This window comes from Micromonospora sp. CPCC 205546 (genome assembly GCF_036902715.1).
Lineage (GTDB): Bacteria > Actinomycetota > Actinomycetes > Mycobacteriales > Micromonosporaceae > Micromonospora.
In genome coordinates this window covers 36,812-49,089 of the sequence record NZ_JBAKHL010000047.1, presented here as the reverse complement: position 1 = coordinate 49,089, position 12,278 = coordinate 36,812, and the positions used below count along the sequence as shown (strand labels likewise).

Below are 12,278 nucleotides of genomic sequence, written 5' to 3'. Positions count from 1 at the left end.
ATCCGCCTTCGTCGGGGCGCGGCGGCCGCCCGCGCGGCCGTGCTGGCGACGGTGGACGGCCGCGGCGACCTGGCCGGCGAGCTGCGCCGGCGGCGGCTGGCGCGGGCCGCCGACCTGATCCGCACCGGCGTCGAGGTCACCGCCCGGCCGGTCGCCGGCGACTGGCTGGCCGACCCGGAGCACTGGCGGGCCCTCGGCGCCCGGCTGGTCGAGGAGGTCGCCCGGCACGCCCGGGAGCACCCGCTGGAGCCGGGCGCCCCCGTCGAGCTGCTGCGCCAGCGCCTCGACCTGCCCGAGCGGGCGCTGGTCGAGGCGCTGGTCCGGCCGCCGCTGCGGCTGCGCGCCGGCCGGATCACCGCGTCGGCGGCCGACGCGCTGCCGGAACCGGTGGCCCGGGCCGTGGCCCGGGTCCGCGCCGAGTACGCCGACCGCCCGTTCCGGGCCCCCGAGGCCGAGCGCCTCGCCGACCTGGGACTGGGTCCCCGGGAGATCGGCGCGGCCGTACGCGCGGGGGCGCTGCTGCGGCTGGCCGAGAACGTGGTGCTGCTGCCCGGCGCGGCCGACGACGCCGTGCGGGTGCTGGCCGGGCTGCCCCAGCCGTTCACCCTCAGCGCCGCCCGGCGGGCGCTGGACACCACCCGCCGGGTCGCGGTGCCGCTGCTGGAGCTGCTGGACCGCCGCGGCGTGACCCGGCGGCTGCCCAACGACGCGCGGGTCGTGGTCACGGCCGGGTCCTGAAGCCGCCCCGGCGGGGCGGACGGTCGCCTAGCGTGACGCCATGGACCCTTCCGCGGTCTGGCGGGACAGGCAGCACAAGTGGCGGATCGAGGCGTACCGGGCGCCGGACCTGCGCTTCGCGGTCTTCGCGACCAACGGCACCACCGAGTCCGCGCCGCTGTGGCTGTTCGGGATGTCGGCGCTGGCCCGGTGGCTGATGACGCACAAGATCTCCCTCGACGACCTGGAGGTCGACTGACATGGGGGCGCAGCTCGGTCAGCTCGCGCTGGTGGCGGTGCTGGTGCTGGTCAACGCCGCCCTGTCGGGCAGCGAGATGGCGCTGGTGACGCTGCGCGAGGGGCAGGTGCGGCAGTTGGGCCGGCGCAGCGGCTCGGGGGAGCGGCTGGCCCGGCTGGTGCGCGACCCCAACCGGTACCTGGCGACCATCCAGCTCGGCATCACCCTCGCCGGCTTCCTCGCCTCCGCCGCCGCCGCGGTCTCCCTGGCCGAGCCGCTGGTCGGACCGCTGAGCTTCCTCGGCGGGGCCGCGCGCGGCGCCGCGATCGTCCTGGTCACCGTCCTGCTGACCTTCGTCACGCTGGTCGTCGGCGAGTTGGCCCCCAAGCGGCTGGCGATGCAGCGCGCGGAGCGCTGGGGGCTGGTCAGCGCCGGCCCGCTGGACCTGCTGGCCCGGCTGTCCCGGCCGGCGGTCTGGCTGCTCAGCAGGGCCACCGACGGGGTCGTCCGGCTCGCCGGCGGGGATCCCCGGGCCAGTCGCACGGAGATGACCGAGGACGAGCTGCGGGAGATGCTGGTCAGCCAGCGGGGACTGTCCGCGCAGCAGCGGGAGATCCTCACCGGCGCGTTCGACATCGCCGGGAGGACGCTGCGGGAGATCCTGGTGCCCCGGCTGGACGTGACGGTGCTCCCCACGACACTGCCCGCCGCCGACGGGCTGCGCCGGCTCGCCGCCTCGGGGCGCTCCCGAGCCCCGGTCGTCGGCCCGGGTGGGCTCGACGAGGTGTGCGGCGTGGTGCACATCCGCGAACTCGTCGGGGCGGACGCGGCGACGGTCGCCGACCGGGCCCGCCCGCCGCTGCTGCTGCCGGGCACCCTGCCCGTCTCCGACGCGCTGCGTGAGCTGCGGCTGTGTCACCAGCAGCTCGCCCTCGTCGTCGACGAGCACGGCGGCGTCGACGGCATCGTGACCATGGAGGACCTGCTGGAGGAGGTCGTCGGGGAGCTGTACGACGAGACCGACCGGGACGTGACCGGGGTGACCCGGGAACCGGACGGCTCGCTGCTGGTGCCCGGGGACTTCCCGCTGCACGACCTGGCCGACGTCGGGGTGCGCCTGCACTTCCGGCCGTCGCGGGAGTACACGACGGTGGCCGGGCTGGTGCTGGCCGGGCTGGGGCGCCTGCCGACGGCTCCCGGGGAGACCGTGCACCTGCCGGGGCTGACCGTCGAGGTGGTGGAGGTCGCCGGCCGGGTGATCCGACGCGTCCGGCTGCGCGGCTTCTCCACCGGCCCCTGAACCGACAGACACCCCGCCGGATGGAAACGGACGAAACGGCTGCGCACCAGGCGTGCCGGGTCATAGCTTCCGGTACGTGAAGGACCGAGGGATGCGGACGTTCGTCACCGTGCTGGCCGGGCTCGCGGTGATCTACTTCGGCACCACCGGCCGCAGCGAGGAGGACGGCCGCGGGGTCTCCGGTGGGCTCGTCGTGCTCGCGCTGCTGGCGGCGTTGCTGGTGTGGCACCTGACGAAGCCGGGCGACAAGACGGTGAAGTAGGTTCTCACGCGGCGGCGGCCCGGGTGACCTCGCCCGCGGACTCCTCGCCGAGGGCCACCCGCACCAGCGCGGAGGCGAGCCGGCCGAAGTCGGCCGGGTCGACCAGCCCGGCCAGCCTGTCCACCGAGCCGGGCAGGCCGAGGCGTTCCGCGCCGGCCAGGGCCCGCCGGTCGGCGTACGGGCGCAGGTCCGGCCACACCACCTGCGCCTCGCGCAGGAAGATGTCCGCGCCGGTGGGGCCGATGCCGGGGAACTGCGTCAGCAGCCGGCGCAGCCCGGCCGGCTCGCCGCCGCCGTCGCGGTGCAGCCGGCGCAGGTCGCCGCGCCAGCGGTCCAGGCACAGGCGGGCCCCCGTGCCGAGCATCGTCGAGGTCCGCTCGTCGTAGCGGCGGTAGTGGCCCCGGCCCAGCGCGTCGACCCGCGCCTGCCAGCTCGCCGCCTCCATCGCCTGCGGGGTCCGGCAGCCGGCCGCGAACAGCTCCCGGGCGGCCGCCACGGCGACCCGGGCCCGGATCCGGGTGCTCAGCAGCGTGGCGAGCACCAGCAGCTGGTAGAGCGGGGCGGGCCGGTCGGCGAGCGTGATGCCCGCCTCCTCGGCGTACGTGCGGCCCCGCCGCTCCAGCAGGACCCGCGCCACCTTCCGGTCGTCGCCCATCCTCCGGGTGTACCCGTCCAGCGCGCGGCCACCCCTGCGACCGTCCGCCCCGGCGGGTATGCCGCTGGGGCGGACGGGTAACCGACGTGGGACACGGTCGAACCCCGGAAGGAGAGACCCGTGGTGAATCCGCAGCAGGAGGAGTTCCGCCGCAACAACAAGGGTGCCACCAGCCAGGACAGCAAGGGCCCCAACCCCGCCGGGCACCCGCGTAACCGTGGTTCGTCGCGCGGCGACGAGGGACGCCCGGTGCCCCGTGGGCAGGTGTCGCCGTACGGCCCGGCCACCGAGCCGGTCGCCGACGACGAGAGCGCCCGGGGCTAGCAGCCTCGGCCCGAGACGGGCGGCCGCAGCCGGTTCCAGGTGGCTGCGGCCGCCACGCCGTACGCGAGGTGGGGCACCAGGTCGGCCAGCCAGTCCGACCGGCGCCAGGTGCGCGGATCGGTCACCCCCAGCACGGTCATCGACCCGTCGGACATCGTCATCACGGCGCCGCCGAGCACCCCGGCGGCCAGCGGCAGCGGCATCCGGCGGCCCCGGGTGAGCAGGGCGTACCCGACGCCCGCCGCCACGCCGATCCCGTAGCCGAGCAGGGGCCCGAGGCCCGAGCGGCGGTTCGCCGCCCGGTCCTCGGGCCCCAGGTCCACGTGCGCCACCTCGGCCACCCGCCCGGCGCTCTCCTCGGGGGTGCTGCTCGCCGGCCGCGCCCGCAGCACCATGTCGAGGTAGCTGACCACGTTCAGGGCGGTGCTGCCGACCGCGCCGGCGATCGCCCCGTCGGCCAGGTTCGTCGCCCTCACTTCGGGTCGCCCGGTTCGCGCTCGCCCTTGGGGCCGTAGACCCGATCGCCGCGCACGACCCCCCGCTGCCCCCGGTCGGACTGCAGGATCCGGTTGGCCACGTCGTTGGCCTTGTCGTCCGGCACCCGCCGTCCCGAATCGTCGATCGCGTTCCGGATGCGCGCCCGCTGCTTGTCGTACGCGTTGCTGCCCGGCCGTGGTCCTGGCATCACTGCCTCCTCCGGTCGTCGTCGCCGTTGGCGTACCGCGCTCGTCTACCCGCCTGCGCGGGGACCAACCCCGCGACCGGTTCGCCGCACGGTCGCCGTGCGCCGGGGTGGCGGGGCCGGCTGGTCGGCCGACGGTTGCCGCTACTGTCCGTCGGTCGTCTCGACGCGGGCGATGAGCTGCTTGAGTCGCGCGATCTCGTTGGCGAGCGCGGTGGTGCCGGCGGCGGTGAGGGTGATCCAGGTGCGGCCGCGCCGGCCCTCGTAGCCCTTCTCGACCTCGATCAGGCCGGCCGATTCCAGCACGCTGAGGTGCTTGGAGAGGTTGCCGGCGGTCAGTTCGAGGTGGGTGCGAAGGTAGCCGAACTCGACCCGGTGGGCCTCGTGCGCGATGGTAAGGATGCCCAGCCGTGCCCGCTGGTGCACCACCTCGTCCAGCCCGGTGACCGGATGCCCGGCGGCCGGTTCCGGGGTGCCGGGCGCGGCTGTCACCGCTGCCGCCTGCGGGCCGCCGTGAAGAACCCGACCGCGCCGAGCAGCAGCACCGCGCCGCTGATGGCTTGCGGCACCGCGAATCGGGCCTGGAGCCCCCAGCCTGCCAGTCCCCAGCCCTCGTTCATCGGCAGCACCAGCAGCACCAGGGCCAGGTAGGCGACGGTGAACAGCAGCAGCCCGATGTTGCGCTCGATCCGGGCCAGCACCACCAGCGCGACACCGATCATGCTCCAGGGGGAGACCAGCCGGTCCAGCACCAGCCACCAGTACGAGAGTTGCTGCATCGACTCCGGGTGGCTCGGAAAGTACAGGGACGCGGCTACCCACGCGGCGGTGAACACGACGGTCGTCGCGGCGCCGGCGATCACGTACGGCAACACCCGGGCACCCAGCCCGCGTGCCCGGGCAGCCCGCACATAGGAGACGGCGATCGCCGCGTAGGCGAGCAGGAGCGCCGGCGGCCAGTAGTACAGCACGCCCCGCCGGGCGAATTCGCAGCTGGTGTCGGGGTGACAGCGCACCGTCATGCCGAGCCAGTCGAACGGGATCCCGACGAACGTCACTCCGGCCAGCACGAGCAGCGCGACCCAGGTCATCCGCTGGTCGAGACGCACCCGGTGCGCCAGGGAGCGAACCTCGGACAGTAGCCGGCGGGGATCGCCGCCGGCGGATAGCGACTCAGCAATCATGCCAATAGGTTTCCACAGCAAACCTGTCGGCGCTAGTGCCAGGTTGGCGCCCGTTCAGCGTGGCGCGCGGATCACCGCGACCGGGCAGTCGGCGTGGTGCAGCAGCGACTGGCTCACCGAGCCCAGCAGCAGGCCGGTCAGCTCCCCGCGCCCCTGCCGGCCGACCACCAGCAGTTGGGCGCGGCGGGCCGCCTCGGCCAGCACGGTGGTGGGGCGGCCCCGGGTGGTCTCCCGGCTGACCGGCACGTCCGGCCACCGCTGCGTCAGCCCGGCCATCGTCTCGGCCACGACCCGCTCCTCCTCGGAGCGCAGTTCGGTGTCGTCGTACACCAGCGGTCGCATGTCGCCCGGGCCGGTGGAGGTCGGGTGACGGTAGGCGTGCAACGCGACCAGCGCGGCGCCGCGTACCGACGCCGTCTCGATGGCGAACTCCGCGGCGAGCCGGGACGTCTCGGAGCCGTCCACGCCGACGACGACGGGCCCCTCGGGACGGTCGGTGCCGCGGGCCACCAGCACCGGACAGTCGGCGTACGCGGCGACCTGCACCGCCACGGACCCGACCACCAGGGCGGAGAAGCCGCCGAGCCCCCGGTCGCCGAGCACGATCATCGCGGCGGTCGGCGACTCGCCGAGCAGCACCGCGGCGGCCTCGCCGTCGATGATCTCGCCGGAGACCGGCAGTCCGGGCACCGTCGCCTCGGCCTCGTCCGCCGCGGCGGCGACGATCTGTTCGGCCTGGTGTCGCAGACCGGCGCCGGGTGGGCCGGCGGCGGGGGCGTCGACCGGGACGCGCAGCAGGGGCCAGATGAAGCCGTGCACGATCCGCAGCGGCCGGAGTCGGCGGGCCGCCTCGACGGCGGCGAGCCGCACGGCGCGCAGGGCCGACTCCGAGCCGTCCACGCCGACGACCACCGCCGCGCCGTTCGCCGAGTTCACCGCCCACCTCCCGCTGCTTCCCGGCCAGTATCGCGGCCCGGCGCCTGTCGGCGTGCCGATACCGCGCAGGCCGACCGGTGGGTACGCTGTGCACGCCCACCGGGGAGGGAGCGTCGTCGATGGTTGAGCCGGACCAGCCGAGCACCGCACGAATGATCGATTTCTGGCTCGGCGGGGAGCACCACTACCCGGTCGACGTGGCGACCGCGCGCGCCTTCGAGCAGGCGTACGGGCCCTGCGCGCCGGTCTTCCGCGAGCTGCGCGCCTTCCTCGGGCGGTCGGTGCGGGCGATGGTCGCGCGGGGGGTGGACAGCTTCCTCGTCTTCGGCGCCGGCGTGCCCACGATGGGCAACGTGCACGAGGTCGCCCCGGAGGCCACCGTGCTCTACACCGACGTCGACCCGGTGACCATCCGCCTCGGCCAGCGCCTGCTGGCCGACAGCGACCGGGCCGGCTACGGCTACGGCGACGCCACCGACGTCGGCACGGTCGACCGCGCCCAGCTGCACCGGTTCGTGCCGGGCTGGGGAAGGAGGCCGGTCGGCGTGGTCTTCCTCGGCCTGGCCGCCTTCCTGGACGACGAGACGCTGGCCCGCACCCTCGACGAGCTCTACGAGGCGACGGCACCGGACAGCCTGCTCGCCGTCGACTTCGACACCGAGGAGCTGGCCGCCCACCCGGAGGCACTCGCGATGATGGGTCCGGCGTTCCGGATGCGTCCGCCGGCCGCGTTCGGGCCGCTGCTCGGCCGCTGGACGCCCACCGAGGACGGCATCGTGCCGATCGCCCGGTGGCGACCGGACGGCCCGCCGGCGCAGGTGCCGGACGCCTTCCACGGCGGGATCGCAGTCCGCTCGCCGGGCTGACCCGGCCGCCCGTCGCAGCACAGCAGCGCCGGCGCCGCCCGAGGCGACGGCGCTGCGCCGCGCCGTGCGTACGCCCGGTGTGCCGGATGGCTCGCCCCGGCTGTCATGCCCGCCCGCCCGGAGGACGGGGGAGGGGCCTCCGTATGATGCTTGCCCTACGGCAAGTTTCCGGAAGGAAGATCATGTTGGAGGCACCGGGGCGGGTCTCGCGTGCGCTTCGCGCGGCCCCGCCCGACCGGGTGGTGGAGGCGGCGGACGGGGCGATCCGGTCCGCTCTCGGCGCCTCGCGCACGGACGTGTTCCTCGCCGACTACCGGATCACCGGGCTCTGGCCGGTGCTGGACACGAACCTCACCGACGGTGGCCTGCTGGCCTGCCACACCGTGGCACAGCGCTGTTTCAGCAGCCAGCAGCCGGTCGTCGACGCCGACGACGAGGGTCGGTGCCGGCTCTACCTGCCGCTGTCGGTGTGGGGGGAGCGGCTGGGCGTGCTCCTGGTCGAGCTGCCCGGCCCGCTCGACGCGGGCGTCGTCGAACGGGCCGCGGACATCGCCGGCGAGCTTGCCGTCGTGCTGCGTGCGGCGGACCGCGAGACCGACCGCTACCGCCGGCTCCGCCGGCGTGAGCGGCTGAGCATGGCCGCGGAGATGCAGTGGGAGTTGCTGCCGGGACGCGGGGTGAGCCACGCGGCGTTCGAGCTCGCCGGCCAGCTGGAGCCGGCGTACACGGTCGGGGGAGACCACTTCGACTGGTCCGTGGACGACGACCGGCTCGCCGTGACCGTCCTCAACGGCGCCGGCATCGGGCTGGCGGCGGCGCTGCTGACCGCCGTCACCGTGAACGCCCTGCGCAACGCGCGGCGCTCCGAGGGCAGCCTCGCCGAGCAGGCCGAGCTGGCCTCCGACACGGTCTACTACCAGCACCGTGGTCGCCGGTACGTGGCCACGCTGCTGCTCGAACTCGACACCGTCACCGGCCGGGTGCGGGCGGTGGACGCCGGCTCCCCGCACCTGCTGCGGCTGCGCGGGGGCACGGTGACGCCCATCCGCCTCGAGCAGCAACTGCCGCTGGGCATGTTCGCCGACGCCCGCTACGACATCCAGGAGTTCGATCTGGAACCGGGGGACCGGCTCTTCGTCGTCAGCGACGGGGTGTGGGCCGCCGACCCCGGCGGCCGCGGGGCGTACGGGGAGCGGGCGATGGCGCGGGCGATGCGGTCCACTCGGTTGCAACCACCGGCGGAGGCTGTTGGTACGGTGATGCGCGAACTGCACGCCTGGCACGCGGACGCCGACCTGCGTGACGACGCAGTGGTCGTCTGCCTGGACTGGCGTGGGCCCGTCGGGCGGGCGGACGGGTGAGAGCCGTCGTCGCGACGGCGGAGCACGAGCGGGACGATCGCAGGGGACACCTGGTGGAGCGACCTCCGAATCTCGCCGCGGCCATCGACGCCGCCGCGCAGGCGCTCGTCGGTGTGCTCGACTCGGCGGCGTCGCGGCACCAGATGGCCGTCTCCCCGACACAGCTGCGTGTGCTGTCGTTGATCAGCGGCCGGCCCGAGACCAACGTCAACGGCCTGGCCGAGCTGCTGGACGTCGTGCCGTCCTCGGCGAGCCGGCTCTGTGACCGGCTGGAGGCCACGGGGCTGCTGCGCCGCGTGCCCGACCCCCGCGACCGGCGGGAGGTGCGGCTGGTGCCGACCGCCGCGGCCGAGACGTTGCTGCGCGAGCTGCAGGAGCGCCGGCACCGTGCCGTGCAGGCGGTGCTGGACCGGATGCCCGGCCGGACGCAGCACGAGCTGCTGCTGGCGCTGCTGGCCTTCGAGCGCGCCGCCACCACCGTCCCGGCCGAGGAGGCCGTGGTCCGCACGGCCTGACGGACGGGGCCCCCGTCCCGACCGCCCGCCACCGTCCACTAGTATCCTAGGACGCCTTAGCGGTAGTGACACGTCGCACAGAAGCGCACGGACGCCGCAGCGGCACGGCCGCTGACCCCGGAGGGGGCACCGAGCGCCCGATATAGTGGCAGCGCAATCAGCCGGCCCGTGATCGTCACGATCGCGGGCCGTGTCAGGCGGAGGTCCCGTCCGGGACCGCAGGGGACGCCGGCGGCAAGCCGGCCCGACAGCGCACACGTTCTCCGCGCCGCCCGTCCTCGGCCGGGCGGCGGAGCGTGTCGCGGAGGAGGTTCGGTGTCGCGTCCGCCGGCCGGGGAAGAGCGCCCGGGGACCACCGCCGGCACGAGCGGGTCGCCCGTGGGCGACCGGGTCCTCACGCTGCCGAACGTCATCAGTTTCGTCCGGTTGCTCGGCGTGCCGCTCTTCCTCTACCTGCTGCTCGTCGCGCACGCCGACGTGGCCGCCGTCGTGGTGCTGGCCATCGGCGGCACCACGGACTGGGTCGACGGCTGGGTGGCCCGCCGGATGCGTCAGGTGAGCCGGCTGGGGGAGCTGCTCGACCCGCTCGCCGACCGGCTCTACATCCTCGCCACCCTGCTGGCGTTCACGGCGCGGGACGTGGTGCCCTGGCAGTTCACGGCGGCGCTGCTGGCCCGGGAACTGCTGCTGCTCGGTTCGCTGGCCGTGCTGCGTCGGCACGGGTACGGTCCGCCGCCGGTGCACTACGTGGGCAAGACCGCGACCTTCCTGTTGCTGGCGGCGTTCCCGGTCCTGCTGATCGCCTCGGCGGTGCCGGACGCGGCGACCGTGGCGGGGGCGGTCGGCTGGGGCCTGGCGTGGTGGGGGCTGGTGCTCTACTGGGTCGCCGGCGCGCTCTACGTCGTGCAGGCCGGCCGGCTGGTCAGGGCCGTACGGGCCGGGGGAGTGCCGGCATGACGGGTACGCCGGGCGACGGCCGGGGACGCCCCGACCGGGTGTACGCCCCGGACTTCCTCACCGAACTGTTCCGCAATCCCCTGGACCCGGGGTACGCCGACGCGGCGGCCCGACGTCGGGAGCGGCAGTCGCCGCCGCCGGGGTGGCGGCGCTGGTCGGCGCGCTCGGTGAGCCTCGTGGTGGTGCTGCTGCTGGGTTTCCTGTTCGCGGTGGCGTACCGGCAGACGTTGGAGGCGGAGCCGGGGCGTAGTCAGGCCCGGTCCGGCCTGGTCGAGCAGATCAAGCAGCGGGAGACCGAGACCGACCGGCTGTCGGTGCGCGCCGACGAGCTGCGGGCGGAGGTGACGCGGCAGCGGGCGGCGGCGCTGGGCGGCTCGGAGGCGGCGCGGCTGCACAACCTGGAGGCGGGCACCGGCCTGGGGCGGGTGCGCGGGGACGGTGTCGTGGTGCGCCTGGCGGACGCTCCGCAGAACCCGGACGCGGTGACCGGCGCGGACGTGGGGCCGTCGCGGGTCATCTACAGCGACCTGCAGGGTGTCGCGAACGACCTGTGGGCGGCGGGGGCGGAGGCGATCGCCATCAACGGCCAACGGTTGACGGCCATGTCGACGATCCGATCGGCGGGGCAGGCGATCCTGGTGGACTTCCGGCCGGTGACCGGGCCGTACGAGGTGTCGGCGATCGGTCCGGGGTCGATGCGGGAGCGCTTCGAGGACAGTCGTAGCGCGCTGACGATGCGCAAGGTGGCCGAGGACACCGGGTTGTCGTTCGGGGTGCGGGAGGCTGACGACCTCACCCTGCCGGCGGCTCCGGACCCGCGGCTACGCTACGCGCAGCCCTCGGTGAGCCCGTCGCCGTCGCCGTCGGGGGCTGACCGTTCCGTCAGTCCCGGGCCGACCGGCTCGAGGACGTCTCCCAGCCCCTCCGGAGGTGGTCGATGATCGCGGTGCTGGCGTTGCTCGCCGGTGTGGTCCTCGGGGTGTGGCTCGACCCCACGGTGCCCACGGCGTTGCAGCCGTACCTGCCGATCGCGGTGGTGGCCGCGCTGGACGCGGTGTTCGGCGGGGTGCGGGCGAAGCTCGACCGGATCTTCGACGACAAGCAGTTCGTGGTGTCGTTCATCTCGAACGTGCTGGTCGCTGCTCTGATCGTGTATCTGGGTGACCAGTTGGGGGTGGGCGGTCAGCTCTCCACCGGCGTGGTGGTGGTGCTGGGGGTGCGGATCTTCGGAAACGTGGCGGCGATCCGTCGGCACCTGTTCCGGGCGTAGGTTGGGTGGCGATGAGCAGCGACGAGCACACGGAGACGGGGACGGGTTGGCCGCAGCCGGCGGGCCCGGGGCGGCCGTCGGGGCCGGCGGGGGAGCCTGATCCGCGGCCGGAGGCGCCGGATCCGGACGAGCTGAGCCCGTTGGCGCCGCAGCGGTCCGCGCCGCCGGTGGGGCCGCCGGTGCGGGAGCCTTCCGTGCAGGAGCCCGACGACGGCGCGACGGTGGATCTGAGCCAGGCCGCCGCCGGTGGGGAAGCGGCCGCCGGTGGGGCTGGCGAGCGGCCGGTGGCTGCCGGGCCGGCGCCGCGGCGGCGGGTGACGTCGGCCGGGGTGATGATCGCGGCACTGCTGGCGTTGTTGGGGTTCACGTTGGTGGTGCAGCTCAAGACGACGTCGACGGATCCGACGGTGGCGGCGACGCGCCAGGAGGATCTGGTGCGGATCCTGTACGACCTGAATTCGCGGGAGGTCCGGCTGCGGCAGGACATCGCGACGTTGGAGGAGAGCCAGCGGCAGTTGCGGTCGGGTCAGCAGGGGCGGCAGGCGGCGTTGGAGGAGGCGACGCGGCGGGCCGACGAGCTGGGCATCCTGGCGGGGACGTTGCCGGCGACGGGGCCGGGTCTGGCGGTGCGGTTCGAGGCGGGTGAGAAGTCGATCTCGGCGTCGCGGGTGTTGGACGCGGTGCAGGAGCTGCGGGGCGCGGGGGCGGAGGCGATGCAGATCTCCGGTGGTGACCGGGCGACGGTGCGGATCATCGCGTCGACGTTCTTCCTGGACGGGGAGGGCGGGTCGTTGGTGGTGGACGGGCGTCGGTTGACGGGTCCGTTCACGATCACGGTGATCGGTGATCCGGCGACGATGCGTACGGCCCTGAACATTCCCGGCGGGGTGGTGGCGTCGGTGACGGGTGACGGCGGTAAGTTGATCGTCGAGGATCGTGAGGCTGCCGAGGTTTCGGCGCTGCACGCGCCGATCAAGCTGGAACACGCTCGTCCGGTCTCCTGACCGGTGC

Annotated in this window: 18 protein-coding genes; 12 read left to right on the top strand and 6 right to left on the bottom strand. The window is 74.7% G+C overall.

The annotated features are described in order from the left end of the window. From V6U77_RS21210 to V6U77_RS21195, 4 genes are all read left to right on the top strand, one after another. The coding region (locus V6U77_RS21210; RefSeq protein ID WP_334608182.1) for a SelB domain-containing protein at positions 1 to 738 on the top strand (738 nt) is incomplete at its 5' end. A 40-nt stretch (positions 739 to 778) separates the two neighbouring features. After that, complete coding sequence (locus V6U77_RS21205; protein WP_334608181.1) at positions 779 to 976, top strand: hypothetical protein; 198 nt, start codon at positions 779 to 781, stop codon at positions 974 to 976. A 1-nt stretch (position 977) separates the two neighbouring features. Continuing rightward, positions 978 to 2,255 (top strand): hemolysin family protein, encoded by a 1,278-nt coding sequence (locus tag V6U77_RS21200; RefSeq protein WP_334608180.1) that lies wholly within the window; start codon positions 978 to 980, stop codon positions 2,253 to 2,255. 91 nt (positions 2,256 to 2,346) lie between these two features. Further along, a complete protein-coding gene (locus V6U77_RS21195) occupies positions 2,347 to 2,517 on the top strand; it encodes a hypothetical protein (RefSeq protein WP_199184494.1) in 171 nt (56 codons plus the stop codon). A gap of 4 nt (positions 2,518 to 2,521) precedes the next feature. Here the strand turns inward: V6U77_RS21195 and V6U77_RS21190 are convergent, their stop codons facing one another. After that, complete coding sequence (locus V6U77_RS21190; RefSeq protein ID WP_334608179.1) at positions 2,522 to 3,172, bottom strand: hypothetical protein; 651 nt, start codon at positions 3,170 to 3,172, stop codon at positions 2,522 to 2,524. A gap of 120 nt (positions 3,173 to 3,292) precedes the next feature. On the opposite strand from V6U77_RS21190, the gene V6U77_RS21185 reads away from it, so the two are divergent. Beyond that, a complete protein-coding gene (locus tag V6U77_RS21185) occupies positions 3,293 to 3,496 on the top strand; it encodes a hypothetical protein (RefSeq protein WP_334608178.1) in 204 nt (67 codons plus the stop codon). Here the strand turns inward: V6U77_RS21185 and V6U77_RS21180 are convergent. From V6U77_RS21180 to V6U77_RS21160, 5 genes are all read right to left on the bottom strand, one after another. Further along, positions 3,493 to 3,972: a hypothetical protein gene (locus tag V6U77_RS21180; protein ID WP_334608177.1), complete on the bottom strand. Its 480-nt coding sequence runs from the start codon at positions 3,970 to 3,972 to the stop codon at positions 3,493 to 3,495. The genes V6U77_RS21185 and V6U77_RS21180 overlap by 4 nt on opposite strands. Further along, positions 3,969 to 4,181, bottom strand: coding sequence for a phosphatidylethanolamine-binding protein (locus V6U77_RS21175; RefSeq protein WP_334608176.1), 213 nt, complete (start codon positions 4,179 to 4,181; stop codon positions 3,969 to 3,971). The genes V6U77_RS21180 and V6U77_RS21175 overlap by 4 nt, the downstream gene beginning before the upstream one ends. A 141-nt stretch (positions 4,182 to 4,322) precedes the next feature. Then, positions 4,323 to 4,670: a transcriptional regulator gene (locus V6U77_RS21170; RefSeq protein WP_334608175.1), complete on the bottom strand. Its 348-nt coding sequence runs from the start codon at positions 4,668 to 4,670 to the stop codon at positions 4,323 to 4,325. Further along, positions 4,667 to 5,362 carry a hypothetical protein gene (locus V6U77_RS21165; RefSeq protein WP_334608174.1) on the bottom strand — a complete coding sequence of 232 codons (696 nt, stop codon included), beginning with the start codon at positions 5,360 to 5,362 and terminating at the stop codon, positions 4,667 to 4,669. The genes V6U77_RS21170 and V6U77_RS21165 overlap by 4 nt, the downstream gene beginning before the upstream one ends. Positions 5,363 to 5,416: 54 nt before the next feature. Continuing rightward, positions 5,417 to 6,298, bottom strand: coding sequence for a universal stress protein (locus V6U77_RS21160; protein WP_334608173.1), 882 nt, complete (start codon positions 6,296 to 6,298; stop codon positions 5,417 to 5,419). A gap of 119 nt (positions 6,299 to 6,417) precedes the next feature. Here V6U77_RS21160 and V6U77_RS21155 point away from each other — a divergent pair, with 119 nt between their 5' ends. The 7 genes from V6U77_RS21155 (at position 6,418) to V6U77_RS21125 (ending at position 12,271) form a co-directional block, all read left to right on the top strand. Continuing rightward, on the top strand, positions 6,418 to 7,164 hold the full coding sequence (locus V6U77_RS21155) for an SAM-dependent methyltransferase (protein ID WP_334608172.1): 747 nt from the start codon (positions 6,418 to 6,420) through the stop codon (positions 7,162 to 7,164). Positions 7,165 to 7,346: 182 nt separating this feature from the next. Further along, positions 7,347 to 8,525, top strand: coding sequence for a PP2C family protein-serine/threonine phosphatase (locus tag V6U77_RS21150; RefSeq protein ID WP_334608171.1), 1,179 nt, complete (start codon positions 7,347 to 7,349; stop codon positions 8,523 to 8,525). Positions 8,526 to 8,578: 53 nt separating this feature from the next. Then, a complete protein-coding gene (locus V6U77_RS21145) occupies positions 8,579 to 9,040 on the top strand; it encodes a MarR family transcriptional regulator (protein ID WP_334608170.1) in 462 nt (153 codons plus the stop codon). Positions 9,041 to 9,418: 378 nt separating this feature from the next. After that, positions 9,419 to 9,997, top strand: coding sequence for a CDP-alcohol phosphatidyltransferase family protein (locus tag V6U77_RS21140; RefSeq protein WP_334608184.1), 579 nt, complete (start codon positions 9,419 to 9,421; stop codon positions 9,995 to 9,997). After that, on the top strand, positions 9,994 to 10,938 hold the full coding sequence (locus V6U77_RS21135) for a DUF881 domain-containing protein (RefSeq protein WP_334608169.1): 945 nt from the start codon (positions 9,994 to 9,996) through the stop codon (positions 10,936 to 10,938). Before V6U77_RS21140 ends, V6U77_RS21135 begins: the two co-directional genes overlap by 4 nt. After that, positions 10,935 to 11,267: a small basic family protein gene (locus tag V6U77_RS21130; RefSeq protein WP_334608167.1), complete on the top strand. Its 333-nt coding sequence runs from the start codon at positions 10,935 to 10,937 to the stop codon at positions 11,265 to 11,267. The genes V6U77_RS21135 and V6U77_RS21130 overlap by 4 nt, the downstream gene beginning before the upstream one ends. 11 nt (positions 11,268 to 11,278) lie before the next feature. Continuing rightward, positions 11,279 to 12,271: a DUF881 domain-containing protein gene (locus V6U77_RS21125; protein WP_334608165.1), complete on the top strand. Its 993-nt coding sequence runs from the start codon at positions 11,279 to 11,281 to the stop codon at positions 12,269 to 12,271. The last annotated feature ends 7 nt before the right edge of the window (positions 12,272 to 12,278 follow it).